A 17,485-nucleotide genomic window follows, 5' to 3' on the forward strand; every position below is an offset into this window, starting at 1 on the left:
GCACACCAGCCGCCGCCGGTGGTCCACCCGGCGCTCGGGCCCGGTCAGCGTCAGCGGGACGGTGTGGCGTACGTCGGCGTCGGCGCTGGAGGACGCCAACCGCAGCTCCAGAGCGCCCGGTTCCACGATCCGGGTGCCGTCCCGGTCCACCGGGTACGCGGCGAGGTCGGCGTGGAAGGTGAAGTGCACCTCGGCCGACTCGCCCGGGCCGAGCGGCACCCGGGCGTAGCCGACCAGCCGGGACACCGGGCGGGCGGTGCGGGCCACCGGATCGTGCAGATAGAGCTGCACGACCTCGGTCCCGGCCCGGTCGCCGGTGTTGCGCACGGTCAGCCGTACCGTCGTCTCGCCGTCGGTCGGCACCTCGGCGGCATCGGCCTCCGGCCGCTCCCAGGCGAACGAGGTGTACGTCAGCCCATGGCCGAAGGGGAACAGCGGCGTCGGGTCGACGGTGCTCGCCCCGCTGAGGTGGCCGAGCGGCGGTTGCAGATACGTCCAGGGCTGGCCGCCGGGCGCGTACGGCACGCTCACCGGCAGCCGCCCGGACGGGCCGACGCGTCCGCCCAGCACCCCGGCCACCGCCGGGCCGCCCTCCTCGCCGGGGAAGAACGCCTGCACGGCGCCCGCCAGCAGCCCCGACCAGCGGCCCAGCGCGTACGGACGGCCGGTGAGCAGCACCAGCACCACGGGCGTACCGGTGGCCAGCAGGGTGTCCAACAACGCGCCCTGCTCGCCGGGGAGTTCGAGGTCGGCGGCGTCGCACCCCTCGCCCGAGGTGCCGCGGCCGAAGAGCCCGGAGCGGTCGCCGAGCACGGCCACGCACACCTCGGCGTCCGCCGCCATCCGGGCCGCCTGCGCCAGTCGGCTCTCGGCGGTGAGCGCCGCCGCACCCGCCGAGCCGGGCCCGGCCGGGGCGGTGGGCGCCGGACCGGGCGGGGCGCACCCCTCGGCGTGGCTGATCCGGGCGTCGGGCAGTTCGGCGCGCAGCGCGGCGAGCAGCGTCGGCACGTCGACGCCCATGGGCAGGTCGGGGTGTTCGATGCCGACGTGGCGGGGGAAGGTGTAGCAGCCGAGCATGGCGGCGGGGTCGTCGGCGAGCGGTCCGACGACGGCGATGCGGGCGGTGGGCGCCAGCGGCAGCACGTCCCCGTCGTCGGCGAGCAGCACCACGGACTCCTCGGCCAGCTGCCGCGCGACGGCCCGCATCGCGGGCGGATCGAAGTCGACGCCGTCAGGGGCCTCCGGCGACCAGTCCGGGTCCAGCAGCCCCAGTTCGCCCTTCTGGGTGAGCACCCGGCGTACCGCCCGGTCGACCAGGGCCTCCGGCACCTCCCCGGCCCGTACGGCGTCCCGCAGCGGGGTGCCGTAGCAGCGGACGGCGGGGAGTTCGACGTCCACGCCCGCCGCGAGGGCGAGGGCGGCGGCGCGCCCGGGGGAGTCGGCGACACGGTGGGCCAGCTCCAGGAAGGAGATGCCGAAGTAGTCGGCGACGACGGTGCCGGTGAAGCCCCACTGCTCCCGCAGCAGTTCGGTCAGCAGCCATGGGTTGGCGGCGGAGGGGACGCCGTCGAGGTCGTTGTAGGAGTGCATCACCGAGCGCGCCCCGCCGTCCCGCAGCGCCATCTCGAACGGCGGCAGGATCATCTCCGCCAGCTCCCGCGGGCCGATCGAGACCGGTGCGTGGTTGCGGGCGCCGCGCGAGGCCGAGTAGCCCGCGAAGTGCTTGAGCGTGGCGATGATCCCGGAGGATTCGAGGCCGCGGACGTACGCGGTGCCGACGGTCGCGACCAGATACGGGTCCTCGCCGATCGACTCCTCCGTACGCCCCCAGCGTGCGTCCCGCACCACGTCCAGCACGGGCGAGAGCCCCTGGTGGACGCCCACCGACCGCATCGAGCCGCCGATCAGAGCGGCGGCCCGCTCCACCAGCGCCGGGTCGAAGGACGCGCCCCAGGCGAGCGGGGTGGGGAAGACGGTGGCGCGCCAGGCCGTGAACCCGGTCAGGCACTCCTCGTGGACGAGCGCCGGGATCCCGAAGCGGTTCGCCGCGGTGATACGGGCCTGGGTGCGGGCGAGCGCTGCGGCGCCCTCGGTGGGGTCGACGGGGGCGGTACCGAAGGGGCGGGTCAGCTGGCCGAGGCCGTGCGGGAGGAGGCCGTCGAGGTCCACGGCCTCCGCCACCTCGTGCTGGAGCGGCGCGACGTCCTCGCCCTCCCCGCTCTCCGAACCCGGCCACACGCTGTACAGCTGGGCGAGCTTCTCCTCCAGCGTCATGAGGGAGAGCAGCTCGTCCGCGCGGTCCTCGGCGGGGAGGGAGGTGTCCTGCCAGGAGTGAGGCATGAAGCTCCTTGTGGTGAGCGGCGTGTTGTCGGGACGGTCTACTTGCCGCCCACACCCATCAGACCGTTGATCAGCTGGCGCCGCGCGAACAGATACACGAGGAAGATCGGGACGATGGACAGCACGACCGCGGTGAGCAGCGCCGGGGTGTCCACCCGGAACTCGCCGACGTAGTCGTACAGGCCCAGCGTCAGCAGCCGGTTGCTCTTGGACTGGGTGAGGATCAGCGGGAAGAGGAACCCGTTCCAGGCGTGCAGCGCGGACATCACCCCGACCGTGGAGATCCCGGACCGGGACAGCGGTACGACCAACTGGAGCAGCACCCGGGTCGGGCTCGCGCCGTCCAGCGCCATCGACTCGTACATCTCCTCGTCGATGTCGCGCATCGTGCCCACCAGGATCAGCACGCTGACCGGGAGGGAGAACGCGGCCGTCGGCAGGATGACGGCGAGGAGGGTGTCGTACAGATGCAGCTTGGTGATGACCAGATAGATCGGGATGATCACCGCTTGGGAGGGGATCGCGAGCCCGAGCAGGAAGATCTGGAAGATCCGGCGGGAGGTGCGGCTGCGGGTGCGGACGACGCTGTAGCCGACGGTCACCGACAGCACGATCACGAGCGCCGCGCAGACGGCCGTGACCAGCGCGGTGTTGAGGAGGTAGTGGAGGAAGCCGGAGGTGAGCACCCGCCGGTAATTGGCGAGGGTGGGGTGGTCGGGCAGGGCCAGCGGGCCGTGGTCGATATAGCCGTTGCGGGTCTGGAAGGTGGCCGCGACCAGCACGTACAGCGGCAGTCCGACGATGCCCAGCCAGATGAGGGAACCGAGCCCGGCGGGGTAGTTGCGGCGGGGCAGACCCCGGCGGCGCCGGCGGGGGCGTGACGCCACCGGGGTCCTTTTCGGCGTACGGACGCCGTCTCGGGGGCGGCCGTGCAGGACGTCGGTCACATCCCCTCCCGGGTGCTGCGCATCGCGGTGAAGCCGGTGAGCCGTACCAGCAGCAGGGAGACGGTGGTGGCGACGACCACCAGGATGGTCGCGACGGCGCTCGCATAGCCGAGGTCGAACGCCTGGAAGCCGTTCTTGTACATCAGGTACGGCATGATCGTGGTGTCGGTGCCGGGGCCGCCCTTGGTGAGGATCAGAACCGTGTCGAAGAAGGTCAGCGCGCCCACCACCATGATCACCGACGAGGTGACGATGGTGTTCCGCAGCTGCGGCAGGGTGATCGAGAAGAACTGGCGTACGGTGCCGGCGCCGTCGATCGCCGCCGCGTCGTAGAGCGACCGCGGGACGGCCCGGGCGCCGCCCTGGTAGATCAGCGTGTGCAGCGGGATGAACTGCCACGCGGTGACGAAGAGGACCGCGCCGAACGCGCCCGTGGAGCTGCCCAGCAGATCGCCGTCCTCGAACCCGAGGGCCGGGCCGATGTCGGCGATCAGACCGAAGTTCGGGTCCAGCAGCGACTTCCACACCAGCGCGAGCGCCACGGACGACCCCAGCAGCGGCAGGAAGAAGATCGCCGACAGCACGGCCCGGTTGCGCTGGTGCCCCGCCGCCCAGACCCCGAGCAGCAGCGCCAGCGGGGTCTGCACCAGCCAGGTCAGCACGGTCAGGACGAGGCTGAGCCGGATGGCCTGATGGGTGTCGGGGTCGTCCCACAACCGGGTCCAGTTACTGAGGCCGGTCCACTGCGGGGTGCCGATGCCGTCCCAGTCGGTGAAGGCCAGCGCGACGACGAGGATCATGGGGGCGACGGCGAAGAAGACGAAGAACAGGGCGCCGGGCAGGGCCCAGGCGACGCTGGGCCGCCCGACGCTCTTGCTGTGCCGGGGTACGGCGTCGGCCATCACATGCCCTTCATGGCGTCGACGAACGCCGTCGGGCTCAGCTGGCCGTTGAACAGCTTCTGGACGTTGGTGTGCAGGGGCGGGGTGTACTTGGCGGGCAGCGCCTGGTCCCAGGAGAGCGTGAAGTCCGGGGCGTCCCGCACCATGTCGTACTGGAACTTCGCGTACGTGGGGTTCTCGTGCCCGTTCAGCAGCGAGGACGCGTCCGAGGTCGTGGGAACGTCGCCGTTGGCGATCAGCGCCTTGGCGTAGTCCTGCTTGGCCGCGAACTTCACGAAGTCGATCGCCGCCTGCTGCTTCTTGCCCTTCAGCTTTCCGCTGATCGACCAGTAGTTGGTCGGGTTGCCCACCACGTTCTTGGGGTCACCGGTGCCGCCGGGGACGGACGGGAACGTCGTCCAGCCGAGGCCCGACTTGGCGAACGCGGGCTGATTGGTCTTCTGGTTGGCGTACTCCCAGCTGCCCATCAGGTGCATCGCGGCCTTGCCCTTGGCGAAGTACGTGGACGCGCCGTCCGCCGTGTAGTTGACCGACTTGTAGTTCTTGCCGAACGCGCCGCGGCCCACCAGGTCCTTGATGGTCCGCGCCGTCTTCAGCACCGCCGGATCGCCCCAGGCGTCCTTGCCCTCGCTCTGGATCTTCTTGAACACCCCGGCCCCGCCGTAGCGGTCCACCAGGTACTCCACCCACATCAGCTCGGTCCACGGGTCGGTACCGGCCACGACGAAGGGGGTGACGCCCTTGCCCTTGAAGGTGCCGATGAGCTTGATGATGTCGTTCCACGACTTCGGGGGCTGGGCGCCCGCCTTCTCGAACACGTCCTTGTTGTAGAAGAGGATCACCGGCTGCATGCCGCGCATCGGGATGCCGTAATGCTTTCCGTTGATGCCGCCCGCGTCGAGGATCGAGGGGATGAACCCCTTCTTGAGCGACGGGTCCTTCTTCATCGCGGGCCCGAGGTCGAGCAGCATGTCCTTCTTCACGAACTCGCTGATGCTGCCGCCGCCCCAGTTGAAGAACACGTCCGGGGCGTTGGGCGTGCCCATGGAGGTGCGCAGCTTGTCCGAATAGCCGTCGCCGGGCACCTGGGTGAGCTTGACCTTGATCTTCGAGGTCTTGTTGAACCGCTCGACGACCTGGCGCTGCACCTTGGTCGAGGGGTCCTGGTAGACCCAGACGCTGATTTCCCCGTCGCCCGACCCTCCGGGCCCACTGCTTCCGCAGCCGCTGAGCGTTCCCCCCACCACGAGCGCGGCTGCCGCCGCGAGGCCCGTCGCACGGAGGGATGACCTTGACCGAGGTATGCGCATCACGTGCCTTCCGGAAGTAGCCCGATAATTCTCGGAAGCGGTTGCGTGGACGGTATGGGGGGCCTGATGCGGTGTCAAGGCTTCTGGCAGCGCACGGTTTCAGTCCCCCACCCCGCCCCTCCCCGACCCCGGGGCGGAGCTCCGGTTTCGGGGAGGGGCGGGGTGGGGAATCAGCTCTCGGTCGGTGGGGCCGTGCTGGAGCGGATCATCAGCTGGGTCGCGAGTTCCACTCGCGGCGAGTCGATCTCCTCGCCCCGCGCCTGCCGCAGCACCGTGCGGGCCGCCAGCTTCCCCATGTCGGCCAGCGGCTGACGCACCGTCGTCAAGGGCGGGGCGGACCAGCTGACCTCGGGGAGGTCGTCGAAGCCGACCACGCTCACATCCTCCGGCACCCGCAGCCCCCGCCTCCGCAGGGCCTCGATCGCGCCCAGGGCCATCTGGTCGCTGGAGGCGAAGACGGCGGTCGGCGGGGTGGCGGAGGACATCAGCTGGTCGCAGCCGTGGAAACCGGATTCGTGGTAGAAGTCCCCCTGTGCGACAAGAGCTTGATCGAACGGAACACCCGCCGCCTCCAGCGCGGCCCGGTGTCCGTCCAGCCGCGCCCGGCTGCACAGCAGCCGCGGCGGGCCCGCGATGAAACCGATACGGCGGTGCCCCAGGCTCAGCAGGTGTTCGGTGGCGGCCAGGCCCCCGGCCCAGTTGGTGGCGCCGACCGTCGGCGCCGCGGGGGCTTCGAGGGCGGGGGAACCGGCCGGGTCGACGACCACGATGGGGACGTTCAGCCGCCGCAATTCGGCGTGGACCACCGGCTCCAGGACGGACGTCACCAGGATGACCCCGTCCGAGGCGCGGGCCCGCAGGTTCTTCATCCACTGCCGGGCCGACCCCGCCCGCCCGTGGATGGCGGAGACGACCGTACCGACGCCGTCCTGGTGCGCGACCTCCTCCACACCGCGGATGATCTCGACGGCCCAGGGGCTGTCGAGGTCGTTGAAGACCAGGTCGACGAGGGCGGCGCGGTCGCCGGGGGCGGACGGGCGGCGGCGGTAGCCGTGGAGGCGTAGCAGGTCCTCGACCCGGGCCCGGGTCTCGGGGGAGACATCCGACCGTCCGTTGACGACCCGCGAGACCGTGGGCACGGACACCCCGGCCTCCTGGGCGATGGCGGTGATCGTCACCTTGGGCTTGGTGCCGCCGTCCGGGCCCGCGCTCTCCGTAGCCATTTCCGCCTCCTCCGTTGACGGGCGTCACGCCCGCCTCTAACTTTCCGGTCGCACCCTCGGAACCTTGCAGAAGTCTTCCGGAAAACCGGATCAGACGTGAAGAGAAAAGAGGGACACTCCCATGAAGCTCCAGCTCCTGAGCTTACGCAGAGCACACGCCGCCGCCTTGGTGGCCTCGGCGGCGGCACTGGCCGTCACCCTCGCCGCCCCGACCCAGGCGGCCGGCGCCGCCAACCCCACGCTGCGCGAAGTCGCCGACCGCACCGGCCGTTTCGTCGGCACCGCCGTCAACGACGGCCGGCTCGGCGACGGCACCTACGCGAACATCGCCAAGAGCGAGTTCTCCAGCGTGACGGCCGAGAACGCCATGAAGTGGGGTTCGGTCGAGCCGAACCGGGGCCAGTTCAACTGGGCCGCCGCCGACCGCCTCGTCTCGTTCGCCCAGGCCAACCGCCAGAAGGTGTACGGGCACACCCTGGTCTGGCACAGCCAGATGCCGAACTGGCTGGCCAACGGCTCGTTCTCCAACGCCGAGCTGCGCACCATCATGACCGGCCACGTCACCACCCAGGTCGCCCGCTACAAGGGCAAGGTCCAGCGCTGGGACGTGGTCAACGAGGCGTTCAACGAGAACGGCACCCTGCGCACGTCCAAGTTCTACAACCAGCTCGGCCAGTCGTACATCGCCGACGCCTTCCGGGCCGCGCGCGCCGCCGACCCGAGCGCCAAGCTGTTCATCAACGACTACAACACCGAGGGCACGAACGCGAAGAGCGACGGCCTGTACAACCTGGTCAAGTCGCTGAAGTCGCAGGGCGTGCCGATCGACGGCGTCGGCTTCCAGAGCCACCTGATCGTGGGCCAGGTCCCGTCGACGATGAAGGCCAACCTCCAGCGCTTCGCCGACCTCGGCGTGGAGGTCGTGATCAGCGAGCTGGACATACGGATGGCCACCCCGGCCGACGCCACCAAGCTCCAGCAGCAGGCCAACGACTACAAGGCGGTGGCCCGGAACTGTCTGGCGATCGCCCGCTGCACCGGCATCACGGTGTGGGGCTTCGGCGACCGGGACTCCTGGGTGCCGGACACCTTCCCGGGCCAGGGGGCGGCCAATCTGTACGACACCAACTACCAGCCCAAGCCCGCCTACAACGCCTTCCGCGACGGGCTCGCCGGATCGTAAGCACCCCTAGGCGGCCACAGCCTCCTCCATACGCGTGGCGTACGCCTGGACGGTGACCGTCTCATCGTCCAGGCACCGCCCCGTCTCCAGGTCGAAGCGCTGCTTGAGCAGCGGCGAGGCCACGAACGGCCGTCCGTCCGCCGAGCCCAGCAGCCCGCGGGAGAGGACGTACGCGCCGGTGAAGGGATCGCGGTTGTCGATCGCGTACGGGCGGCCCGCCCGGTCCAGGAAGACCGCCACCTGCGTACCGTCCGGCAGCAGGGCGGCCACGCCGCGGCCCGGGATGAGGTCGGTGAGGTCGCAGATCGCGAACCACCGCTGGTCGAGGAGGAGTTCCACGCGGAGGTCGATCCGCTCGGGCGCCATGGTCATCGGCTCGAGGTCCCTTCGAGAGTGCGGGCGGTACGGACGGGGATGTTGGGGCCGGACAGCAGCGTCAGGTCCGGCTTGACCTGGTCGCGCTCGGGGACGAAGGCGACCGTCGGGTCGGGCGATTCGGGCGCGTTGACGAAGGAGACGAAGCGCCGCAGCCGCTCGGGGTCGTTGATGGTCTCGGCCCATTCGTCGCGGTAGCCCGCCACGTGGTCGGCCATCAGCGCCTCCAGTTCGGCGCACAGCCCGAGCGAGTCGTTGACCACCACGTCCCGTACGTGGTCCAGGCCGCCCTCGATCCGCTCCAGCCAGGCCGAGGTGCGCTCGAGCCGGTCCGCGGTGCGGATGTAGAACATCAGGAAGCGGTCGATGAGCCGGATCAGCCCCTCGTCGTCCAGGTCCTGGGCGAGCAGATCGGCGTGGCGCGGCTCGGCGCCGCCGTTGCCGCCGACGTACAGGTTCCAGCCATTCGACGTGGCGATGATGCCGAAGTCCTTGCCGCGCGCCTCGGCGCATTCGCGGGCGCAGCCGGAGACGGCCGACTTCAGCTTGTGCGGGGAGCGCAGGCCCCGGTAGCGCAGCTCCAGGTCGATGGCCATGCGCACCGAGTCCTGGACGCCGTAGCGGCACCAGGTCTGGCCCACACAGGACTTCACGGTGCGCAGCGCCTTGCCGTACGCGTGCCCGGACTCGAATCCGGCGTCCACCAGCTTGGACCAGATCACCGGGAGCTGGTCCACCCGGGCGCCGAAGAGGTCGATCCGCTGACCGCCGGTGATCTTCGTGTAGAGGCCGAAGTCCCGGGCGATCTCGCCGATCACGATCAGCTTCTCGGGGGTGATCTCGCCGCCGGGGATGCGGGGCACGATCGAATACGACCCGTTGCGCTGGAGGTTGGCCAGGAAGTGGTCGTTGGTGTCCTGGAGGGCGGCCTGTTCGCCGTCCAGGACGTAGCCGCTGGCGCCCAGCGTGGGGGCGAGCGAGGCGATGATCGAGCCGACGGCCGGTTTGCACACCTCACAGCCGTCGCCGGTGCGCGCCTCCTCGCGGCCGTGGCTGTCCAGCAGCTGCGCGTAGGTGGTGATGCGCAGGGTGCGGACGATCTCGTACAGCTCGGCGCGGGTGTAGCCGAAGCAGCCGCACAGCCCCTTGTCGACGCTGATCCCGCTCGCCTCCAGCTCGTCGTTGACGAGCGTGGTGAGCGTCTTGACGCAGCTGCCGCAGCCGGTGCCCGCCTTGGTGCACTTCTTCACCTCGGGCACGGTGACGCACTCGTGATCGGTGACCGCCGAGCGGATCGAGCCCTTGGTGACGTTGTGGCAGCTGCAGATGACCGCCTCGTCGGGCAGCGCGGACGGGCCGAGCGCCGCGGGCGCGCCGAGCCCGGCGGGCAGCACCAGCTGCTCGGGCGCGACGGGCGGCACCGAACCGGTCAGCGGCCGCAGCATGCCGTACGAGTCGGCGTCGCCGACCAGCACACCGCCGAGGAGTTCGCCGTCCGCGCCGATGACCAGCTTCTTGTAGACGCCCGCGCGGGAGTCGGAGTAGACGACGTCGAGGCAGCCGTCGGCGGTGCCGTGGGCGTCGCCGAAGGACGCCACGTCCACGCCGAGCAGCTTGAGCTTGGTGGAGGTGTCGGCGCCGGTGAAGCCGTCGCAGCTCACCTCGGCGAGGTCGTCGGCGACGGTCTGCGCCATCTCGTACCCGGGCGCGACCAGCCCGTACACCCGCCCGTCGGCGGTCAGCGCGCATTCGCCGATCGCGTACACCGCCGGATCGCTGGTGCGGCACCGCTCGTCGACCGCGATGCCGCCGCGCTCGCCGATGTCCAGGCCGCAGTCCCGGGCCAGCTGGTCGCGGGGGCGCACCCCGGCCGAGAAGATCACCAGGTCGGTGTCGATGGACGAGCCGTCCGAGAGCGCCATAGCGGTCACCGCGCCGCCTACGTCGGCGGTGATCTCCTTGCCGCCGACGCCGGTGTGCACGATCAGCCCCATGTCCTCGACGGTGCGGCGCAGCGCGGCGCCGCCGCCGTCGTCCACCTGGAGCGCCATGAGCCGCGCGTTGAACTCCACGATGTGGGTGGTCAGCCCGAGTCCCTTGAGCGCGCCCGCGGCCTCCAGGCCGAGCAGCCCGCCGCCGACCACGGTGCCGGTCGCCCGGTCCTTGGCGTACTCCTCGATCGCCAGCAGGTCCTCGACCGTGCGGTAGACGAAGCAGCCCTCGCTGTCCTTGCCGGGCACCGGCGGGACGAACGGATACGAGCCGGTGGCCAGCACGAGCGAGTCGTACGTGACGGTGAGCCCGGAGCGCGCGGTGACCGTGCGCGCCTCCCGGTCGATGGTCTCGGCCGGGTCGCCCAGGTGCAGCTCGATGCCGTGCCGCTCCATGAAGCCGTCTTCGACCATGGACAGATCGTCCGGGGTCCGGCCGGAGAAGTACGAGGTCAGCTGCACCCGGTCGTATGCGGGCCGGGGCTCCTCGCACAGCACCACGACCCGGGCGCGGGCGGTCACGCCCCGGTCGGCCAGGGCCTCCAGGAAGCGCTGGCCGACCATGCCGTGCCCGACGAGCACGATCGTGGGGGCGGTCTCGGTCTTCGGTGCGCTCTTCGTCATGCCAGGAAGCCTGCGGGAGCGCTGTTTCCCGACCGCATCACCATCGTTTCCCGGACGCAACGCTGCCCTCAGCGCGCCGCCCGGGTGGCTGTGAGCCTTATCCGAGCGTGACCGGCAGCTTCTGCGGGCTGTTGCCGACGAAGCTCCGGTGCGGCACCAGCTGATCGTCCGCAACCGCCAGGTCGAGGCCGGGGAAGCGGGTGAAGAGCCCCTCCAGCGCGATCACGGCCTCCATCCGGGCCAGCGGGGCGCCCAGACAGAAGTGCGCGCCGTGGCCGAAGGACAGATGGCGCGCCGCCCGGGTCACGACGAAGCGGTCCGCGTCCGGCCCGTACGCCCGCTCGTCGCGCCCCGCGGAGGTGTACGAGACGAGCACGGGCGCGCCCCGGGGGATCACCGCGTCGCCGACGGGCAGGTCCCTGGTGGGGTAGCGGAACGGGAAGTAGCTGACCGGGCTGTCGTAGCGCAGCGTCTCCTCGACCACGTCGTCCCAGGTCGCGGACCCGGAGCGGACGAGCTCCAGCTGATCGCGGTGGTTGCACAGCGCCCGCACCGCGTTGGTGATCAGGTTGAGCGTGGTCTCGTGCCCCGCGATGATCGTCAGCATCAGGGTGCCGATCAGCTCCTCCTCGCTGAGCCGGTCCCCGTCCTCCGCGCGCGTCGCGATCAGCGCGCTGGTCAGGTCGTCCCCCGGGTCCTTCATCCGGGCCGCGGCCACCTGGCCGAGGATGGCCACCATCTCGCGGTTGGCCTCCGGGACCCGCTCGGGGGCGGTGGCGGTGGAGACGATCTCGTTGGACAGCTCGTGCAGCCGGTCCTGATACACCGCGTCGACGCCCAGGAGCTGGGAGATCACGCTCATCGGCAGTGGCAGTGCGAAGTGGCGGCGCAGATCCGCCACCCCGTCCGGGTCCGCGGCGGCGGCCTCGCCCAGCCGGTCCAGCAGCGTGCCGGTCAGCTCGTGCACGACCGGACGCAGCGCCTCCATGCGGCGCGGGGTGAACGCGCGCGTCACCAGCGACCGCAGCCGCTTGTGGTCGTCGCCGTCGGCGGTGGTCATGCCCCGCACGGTGGCGAAGGTGAGCATCGGCCAGCCCGGCGGAAGCTCCCCGCTCTGGAGGGCGGCGAAGTGGCAGGCGTTCTTGGCCACGTCGGGGTGGGTGAGGAAGTCCTTCAGCTCCTCGTGCCGGGTGACGGCGTACGCCGGTACGTCACCGGGCAGCAGGACCGGGACCGCGGCCCCGCGTGCGCGTAACCGGTCGTTGACCGCGTGCTGGTCGTCGGGGTCCAGCCGGTGCGGCGCGGGGCCGTCGTGCGGTACGGGGGCGGCGTGCGGGACGGGGCAGCGGCCGTCGGTCATCTGCGGTCTCCTGGAGGCGAGTCGGGCGCGGTGGGCCACTGGTGCAACGGTGGCGGTGGCGGGGCCGGGGCGTCGGCGGCGAGCTGCGGCGCGGAGAACCGCACGGGCAGCCCGGCCAGCCCCTTGGACCAGGGCGAGGTGATCCACGGAAGCTGCTCCTCCGGCACCGCGATCTCCAGATCGGGCAGCCGGTGGCGGAGCGTGTCCACGGCGGTACGGGTGATCAGCCGGGCCGGATCCTGCGCCGGGCAGGTGTGGGGGCCCGCGCCGAACGCGAGGTGCGAGCGGTTGCCGACCACCGGACGGCCGTCCTCCGGCAGCACCTCCGGATCGGCGTTCGCCCCGGCAAGACCCAGGATCAGCATGTCCCCGGCGCGGATGTCCTGCCCGCCGAGGCGCAGATCGCGGGTGGCGTAGCGGCCGGGGAAGTTCTGCGTCGGCGGCTGGCGCCACAGCACCAGGTCGAGCGCGTCGTCCACGGTGAGATGGCCATGGGCCAGGGAGGAGCGGAACGCGGGATCGGTGAGCAGGATCTGCGTGGTGGAGGCGATCCAGTTCACGGTGGTGTTGTTCCCCGCGACGATGATGACCACCAGGTTGTGCAGTACTTCCTCGTCGCTCAGCCCGACCGGGTGCTCCAGCAGCCAGGACGTGAGGTCCGCGCCCGGCCGCTGCTTCTTCCAGGCGATCAGCTCCAGCAGGATCTGGCCCATCCGCTTGTTGGCGCCGGTCGCGGCCACGGTCGGGGCGACGATCGTGGTCAGCGTCTCCACCAGCCGCGGCCCGCTTTCCTCGTCGAGACCCAGCAGCTCGGTGACCACCTGGAGCGGCAGGACGCGCGCGTACTGCGCCACCAGATCGGCCCGGTGCTGATCGGCGAACCCGGCGACCAGCCGCTCCGCGGTTGCCCGCACCGTACGGATCAGCTCGTGCCCGTTCACCCGGCCCAGCGCGTCGGCCACCGCCGAGCGCATCCGGCGGTGCTGCGCGCCGTCCGCGAACAGCAGCGCGGGCCGCCAGCCCACCAGCGGCATCAGCGGCGAATCGGCCGGAACCCGGCCGTCGCGCAGCGGCGTCCAGCGGCGCGGATCGTGCGAGAAGTACTGCTCGTCGCGGGTGAGATGGAGCAGCTCGCGGTGGCCGATGACCAGCCACGCCTCGATCCCGGGCGCGATCTCGACCGGCACCACGTTGCCGTGGTCGCGGCGCATCCGCTCGTACAGCTCGGTCAGCGGCCCGTTCAGCGCCGTCCCGTGCAGCGGTACCCGCTCGGTCGCCGTACCGGCGGAACCGGTGGCGCGCGCCGCCGTCATGTCGCCTCCGAGACGGTCTCGATGAGATGGCTCACCAGCGATATCAGCGCCTTGACCGACGACTTGTGCTCGCGCGCGTCACAGATGACCAGCGGGGTGTGGGGGAGCAGATCGAGCGCCGAGCGCAGATCGTCCTCGCTGTGCAGCACGCTGTCCGGGAAGGAGTTGACGGCCACCGAGAACGGTACGTCCAGGTCCTCCAGGTGGCCGATGGCGTCGAACGACGCCTCCAGGTCGCGGGTGTCGACCAGCGCGAGCGCCCCCAGGGCGCCGCGCGCCAGGTCCTTCCACGCGGGGAGGAAACGCTGCTGGCCGGGAGTGCCGAAGAGGTACAGGACCAACTCGCCGCCGAGCGTGATCCGCCCGAAGTCCAGCGCCACGGTGGTGGTGGACTTCGTCGGCCGCACCGGCATGTCCAGCCGGGCGCCCGCCCGGCTCATGGTCGCCTCGGTGGACAGCGGCTTGATCTCCGACACCGTGCCGATCAACGTGGTCTTGCCGACCCCCATCGGCCCGACGACCAGGATCTTCGCCGCGCCGGCCACGCTGGGCTGCACGTACATGACCGTCGTGTCGTCCAGGTCGTCCGCGCTGTCCGTGCCGTTCATGCCGTGGGTGTCATCCATGTCGTCGTCCACGCCGTCCGTGCCGTCCACGCCGCTCGCGTCGTCGACGCCGCTCGCGCCGTCCGTGCGGCCCGTGTCGGGCATCGAGATCTCAGAGCTTGCTTTCAAGCCCATCGAGCACCTTCCTCAGCAAGTCCATATCGGCGCGCTTCGCCACCCGGATGGGCGGGCGCGCCACGATGTGCCCCCAGTCGATGAGATCGGCGAGCAGCACCTGCACCACGGCGGGTGGCTGGCCGAGATGAGCGGCGACCTCCGCCACCGACAGCAGCCCCTGACAGCAGCGGACGATCCGCCGGTACTCGGGCTGGAGGGCCGGGGACAGCGCGCTTCCGGAGGACTTCACCAGCGTCTCCAGCGGCAGAGCATCCCGTGAGGAACCCGCGCGCCCCCGTGTGATCACGTATGGGCGCACCGCGGCCGTGGTGCGTTCCTCCCCGGGCTCGATCATGGTGTGCTGATCTGCTCCCGTGGCCGGCTGCTCAGATGGGCGCCGATTCTCGCCACCAGCACTTGCATCTGCTGGGCCACCAGGCCGACATCCGCCTCCGTGCCGGTGGCCACCCCCAGCGAGGCGCCCTGCCCTGCCGAGGTGAACAGCACGAATCCGCCATCCGATTCGATCATCAGCTGTCTCACCCCCGCCTCCTCGCCGAACAGCAGCGACACCGTGGACTGGCTGGTCACCGTCAGCGCCGCGCAGGCCGCGGCCAGCGACTCGGCCTCGGCCACGCCCAGTTCGGGGACCTCTCCCGTCAGTCCCTCGGCGGAGCCGTGCCCCATGCGCAGACCGTCCTCCGAGACGACGACGGCGTGCCGCACCCCCGGAATCTGGGTCAAGGGACGCAGCATCCATCCAACGTCGGGCAGCCTGGATATGGTTCCGGCCACTACCGGCCTCCTTCTCGATCCTCTTCTCGATCCTCGTGGTCTTCCCGGTCCCGGCCCCGGTCGTGCTCCGGAACCCGCCCCTGGTCATGGCCGCCGGCTCCCGCCCCTGCCTCCGTGGCCTCGGCCCGCCCGCGGCGGGTGCCGGACACCACGCTCGCGATGGAGGCCCGGGCGGCGTCGGGGGTCCAGGGGACGGCGTCGGTGGCGGTGTCCCCGGGGGCGGCGTCCCCCGGTGCGGTCCCGCCGGGCCCGGTGGCGTCCGTACGCGGGCTCGTACGCCGCCGGTTGCGGCGCTGCGGAAGGCCGCCGCCCGCCGGGGCGGGGGTGCCCCCGGGCGTGGCCGGGTCGCCGTCGGTGGCCGGGCCCGCGCCGGCGGGCTCCGCGGTCACCGGCGCCGGGTCGACGACCACCGGCTCGGCGTCCGCCTCCGGGACGCCGTCCTGCGGCTCGGTCAGCAGCCGGTGCGGTACGAAGACCACGACCCGGGTCCCGCCGTACGCCGAGGCCGTCGACAGCTCGACGCCGAAGCCCAGCTCGCGCGACCAGCGCCCCACACAGGCGAGCCCCAGCCGTGGGACCGCTCCCAGTTGGGCCAGATCCAGACCCTCGCGGAGCTGTCCGGTGGCCTGTTCGAGGACGTCCGGCGGCATGCCGAGCCCCGCGTCGTCGATCTCGATGACTGCTCCCGCCGCCACTCCCCGGAACGAGACGGCCACCCTTGGGTGCGGGACGGAGAAGAACACCGTCGCGTTCTCCAGCAGTTCGGCGACCGCGTGCATCAGCCCTTCGACGGCCGGTGCCACCGCGTACAGCGTCTGCCCGCCGTGCACCTCCACCCGCCCGAACTCCACGATCCGCGACTGGGCGCCGCGCACGCAGTCGAAGAGCGTCACCGGCCGGGTCTCCCGTCGCGCGGGCCAGATTCCGCACATCACCAGCAGCGTCTGCGCCTTGCGGGTCATCTGGGCGGCGGCGTGGTCGGCCTTCATCACCTCGGCCATCAGCCGGGCGTCGGCCACATGCTGCTCCAGGCCGTCGAGCACCTGCTGCTGGACGGTCGACATGGCGTGCATGTTCCGGGCCACGGACTCGAACGACGCCTGTACGGAGTCGCGCAGCATCCGCTCGCGGCGGGCCGCCTCGTCCAGCTCCTCCCGTACGGCCGCCAGCCGGGTGATCTCCTCGGCGCGCTCGGCGGAGCGCGTCCGTTCCCGCTCGGCGGTCGCGCGTTCCTGATCGGCGACGGCCCGTTCCCGCTCCGCCGCCGTTCGGGACCGGCTGACGGCGGTGCGCAGTCTGGAGACCCACAGCAGCCCCAGGAGCAACACCAGCACCAGAATGACGGACAAGGCCACGATGACGGCCACCGTCCCCGACAGCACCTTTGACACCTCCATCCGGGACACGGCCATGAACCGGGCAGATACTACTCATCAACTGATCAGTTGCGTCTGGTAGTTGCCAAACTCTCACCCGTGACGGATCACGCCTTCACAGCGGCCCGAACATGCGGTAAACGCAGCCGAACCCGGACCCGTCGGACGGCCCGCCCGCCGGACCCCGACGGCCCGGACCATAGGCTCCCGACCATGCCTGACATACCGCTGATGACGTTGCTCCTGCTCTGTCTGGCCGCAGGGGCGGCCGGCTGGATCGACGCCGTGGTGGGCGGCGGGGGACTGCTGCTGCTCCCCGCCCTGCTGGTCGGGCTGCCGGGCTTCCCGCCCACGTACATCCTCGGCACCAACAAGGCGATCGCCATCTGCGGTACGACGGGCGCCGCCGTCACGTACACCCGCAAGGCCCCGGTGGACGTCCGGATCGCCGTACGCATCGGCATCGCGGCCGCCATCGGCTCCCTCGCCGGTGCCTCCCTCGCCTCCGGCATCGACAGTGCCGTGCTGCGCCCCCTCATCATGGTCGTCCTGCTGGCGGTCCTCGCGTTCGTCCTCCTCCGTCCCACCTTCGGCAGCGCCCCCGCCCTGACCGGTCCGCTCTCCCGCCACCGCGTCCTCGCCGCGGTGCTGGGCGTCGGCCTCGGCATCGGCTTCTACGACGGCCTGATCGGCCCGGGCACCGGCACCTTCCTGGTCATCGCCCTGGCCGCGACGCTGGGGATGGACCTGGTGACGTCCTCGGCGACCGCGAAGGTCGTCAACGTCTGCACGAACGTGGGCGCCCTGGTGACCTTCGGCTCCCAGGGCACCGTGCTGTGGGGCCTGGCCGCCCTCCTGGCCTGTTTCAACCTGGCGGGCGGCATGGTCGGCGCCCGGATGGCCCTGAAGCGGGGGAGCGGCTTCGTCCGCGGTGTGCTGGTCCTGGTCGTGGTCTCGCTGGTGGTCAAGCTCGGCTACGACCAGTGGCTGTCCTGAGCCGCGCCGGCGCGCCCCCTCAGGAGAG

15 protein-coding genes are annotated in these 17,485 nt (G+C 71.3%); 2 read left to right on the top strand and 13 right to left on the bottom strand.

The window, feature by feature from the left end; translation table 11 throughout:
- The 5 genes from SSOG_RS30305 to SSOG_RS30325 all read right to left on the bottom strand — a co-directional run.
- On the bottom strand, positions 1-2,340 hold a 2,340-nt coding region (locus SSOG_RS30305), incomplete at its 3' end, for a beta-xylosidase/alpha-l-arabinosidase (RefSeq protein WP_009718077.1).
- A gap of 38 nt (positions 2,341-2,378) precedes the next feature.
- On the bottom strand, positions 2,379-3,227 hold the full coding sequence (locus SSOG_RS30310; RefSeq protein ID WP_009718078.1) for a carbohydrate ABC transporter permease: 849 nt from the start codon (positions 3,225-3,227) through the stop codon (positions 2,379-2,381).
- A 56-nt stretch (positions 3,228-3,283) separates the two neighbouring features.
- Positions 3,284-4,189, bottom strand: coding sequence for a carbohydrate ABC transporter permease (locus SSOG_RS30315; RefSeq protein ID WP_039939059.1), 906 nt, complete (start codon positions 4,187-4,189; stop codon positions 3,284-3,286).
- The gene (locus SSOG_RS30320) at positions 4,189-5,499 is read right to left on the bottom strand and encodes an extracellular solute-binding protein (protein ID WP_009718080.1); all 1,311 of its coding nucleotides are present in this window, start codon (positions 5,497-5,499) and stop codon (positions 4,189-4,191) included. Before SSOG_RS30320 ends, SSOG_RS30315 begins: the two co-directional genes overlap by 1 nt.
- Positions 5,500-5,669: 170 nt before the next feature.
- Positions 5,670-6,722 (bottom strand): LacI family DNA-binding transcriptional regulator, encoded by a 1,053-nt coding sequence (locus tag SSOG_RS30325; RefSeq protein WP_009718081.1) that lies wholly within the window; start codon positions 6,720-6,722, stop codon positions 5,670-5,672.
- A 121-nt stretch (positions 6,723-6,843) separates the two neighbouring features.
- On the opposite strand from SSOG_RS30325, the gene SSOG_RS30330 reads away from it, so the two are divergent.
- Positions 6,844-7,905, top strand: coding sequence for an endo-1,4-beta-xylanase (locus tag SSOG_RS30330; RefSeq protein ID WP_009718082.1), 1,062 nt, complete (start codon positions 6,844-6,846; stop codon positions 7,903-7,905).
- A gap of 6 nt (positions 7,906-7,911) precedes the next feature.
- Here the strand turns inward: SSOG_RS30330 and nirD are convergent, their stop codons facing one another.
- The 8 genes from nirD to SSOG_RS30370 all read right to left on the bottom strand — a co-directional run bounded on the left by nirD (position 7,912) and on the right by SSOG_RS30370 (position 16,482).
- Positions 7,912-8,277 (bottom strand): nitrite reductase small subunit NirD, encoded by a 366-nt coding sequence (gene nirD, locus SSOG_RS30335; RefSeq protein ID WP_009718083.1) that lies wholly within the window; start codon positions 8,275-8,277, stop codon positions 7,912-7,914.
- On the bottom strand, positions 8,274-10,895 hold the full coding sequence (nirB, locus tag SSOG_RS30340; protein WP_009718084.1) for a nitrite reductase large subunit NirB: 2,622 nt from the start codon (positions 10,893-10,895) through the stop codon (positions 8,274-8,276). Before nirB ends, nirD begins: the two co-directional genes overlap by 4 nt.
- A gap of 97 nt (positions 10,896-10,992) precedes the next feature.
- The gene (locus tag SSOG_RS30345; RefSeq protein WP_009718085.1) at positions 10,993-12,255 is read right to left on the bottom strand and encodes a cytochrome P450 family protein; all 1,263 of its coding nucleotides are present in this window, start codon (positions 12,253-12,255) and stop codon (positions 10,993-10,995) included.
- On the bottom strand, positions 12,252-13,568 hold the full coding sequence (locus SSOG_RS30350) for a cytochrome P450 (protein WP_009718086.1): 1,317 nt from the start codon (positions 13,566-13,568) through the stop codon (positions 12,252-12,254). Before SSOG_RS30350 ends, SSOG_RS30345 begins: the two co-directional genes overlap by 4 nt.
- Entirely contained in the window at positions 13,565-14,176 is a 612-nt protein-coding gene (locus tag SSOG_RS30355; RefSeq protein ID WP_425385470.1) for a GTP-binding protein, read from the bottom strand. The genes SSOG_RS30350 and SSOG_RS30355 overlap by 4 nt, the downstream gene beginning before the upstream one ends.
- A gap of 109 nt (positions 14,177-14,285) precedes the next feature.
- Positions 14,286-14,645, bottom strand: a complete 360-nt coding sequence (locus SSOG_RS30360) for a DUF742 domain-containing protein (RefSeq protein ID WP_009718088.1) — start codon at positions 14,643-14,645, stop codon at positions 14,286-14,288.
- On the bottom strand, positions 14,642-15,085 hold the full coding sequence (locus SSOG_RS30365) for a roadblock/LC7 domain-containing protein (RefSeq protein WP_009718089.1): 444 nt from the start codon (positions 15,083-15,085) through the stop codon (positions 14,642-14,644). The genes SSOG_RS30360 and SSOG_RS30365 overlap by 4 nt, the downstream gene beginning before the upstream one ends.
- Positions 15,085-16,482 (bottom strand): ATP-binding protein, encoded by a 1,398-nt coding sequence (locus SSOG_RS30370; RefSeq protein WP_245606411.1) that lies wholly within the window; start codon positions 16,480-16,482, stop codon positions 15,085-15,087. Before SSOG_RS30370 ends, SSOG_RS30365 begins: the two co-directional genes overlap by 1 nt.
- 192 nt (positions 16,483-16,674) lie before the next feature.
- Between SSOG_RS30370 and SSOG_RS30375 the strand changes: the two genes are divergently transcribed.
- On the top strand, positions 16,675-17,457 hold the full coding sequence (locus SSOG_RS30375) for a sulfite exporter TauE/SafE family protein (RefSeq protein ID WP_039939062.1): 783 nt from the start codon (positions 16,675-16,677) through the stop codon (positions 17,455-17,457).
- Positions 17,458-17,485 lie beyond the last annotated feature (28 nt).

Origin of the sequence: Streptomyces himastatinicus ATCC 53653 (genome assembly GCF_000158915.1) — a bacterium.
Lineage (GTDB): Bacteria > Actinomycetota > Actinomycetes > Streptomycetales > Streptomycetaceae > Streptomyces > Streptomyces himastatinicus.

What these genes read in the sequence shown, in the direction of transcription:
- SSOG_RS30315 (WP_039939059.1), bottom strand. Translation starts at nt 4,189, where the DNA reads ATGGCCGACGCCGTACCCCGGCACAGCAAGAGCGTCGGGCGGCCCAGC.
- SSOG_RS30320 (WP_009718080.1), bottom strand. Translation starts at nt 5,499, where the DNA reads ATGCGCATACCTCGGTCAAGGTCATCCCTCCGTGCGACGGGCCTCGCG.
- SSOG_RS30325 (WP_009718081.1), bottom strand. Translation starts at nt 6,722, where the DNA reads ATGGCTACGGAGAGCGCGGGCCCGGACGGCGGCACCAAGCCCAAGGTG.
- SSOG_RS30330 (WP_009718082.1), top strand. Translation starts at nt 6,844, where the DNA reads ATGAAGCTCCAGCTCCTGAGCTTACGCAGAGCACACGCCGCCGCCTTG.
- nirD (WP_009718083.1), bottom strand. Translation starts at nt 8,277, where the DNA reads ATGACCATGGCGCCCGAGCGGATCGACCTCCGCGTGGAACTCCTCCTC.
- nirB (WP_009718084.1), bottom strand. Translation starts at nt 10,895, where the DNA reads ATGACGAAGAGCGCACCGAAGACCGAGACCGCCCCCACGATCGTGCTC.
- SSOG_RS30345 (WP_009718085.1), bottom strand. Translation starts at nt 12,255, where the DNA reads ATGACCGACGGCCGCTGCCCCGTCCCGCACGCCGCCCCCGTACCGCAC.
- SSOG_RS30350 (WP_009718086.1), bottom strand. Translation starts at nt 13,568, where the DNA reads ATGACGGCGGCGCGCGCCACCGGTTCCGCCGGTACGGCGACCGAGCGG.
- SSOG_RS30355 (WP_425385470.1), bottom strand. Translation starts at nt 14,176, where the DNA reads ATGAACGGCACGGACAGCGCGGACGACCTGGACGACACGACGGTCATG.
- SSOG_RS30360 (WP_009718088.1), bottom strand. Translation starts at nt 14,645, where the DNA reads ATGATCGAGCCCGGGGAGGAACGCACCACGGCCGCGGTGCGCCCATAC.
- SSOG_RS30370 (WP_245606411.1), bottom strand. Translation starts at nt 16,482, where the DNA reads ATGGAGGTGTCAAAGGTGCTGTCGGGGACGGTGGCCGTCATCGTGGCC.
- SSOG_RS30375 (WP_039939062.1), top strand. Translation starts at nt 16,675, where the DNA reads ATGCCTGACATACCGCTGATGACGTTGCTCCTGCTCTGTCTGGCCGCA.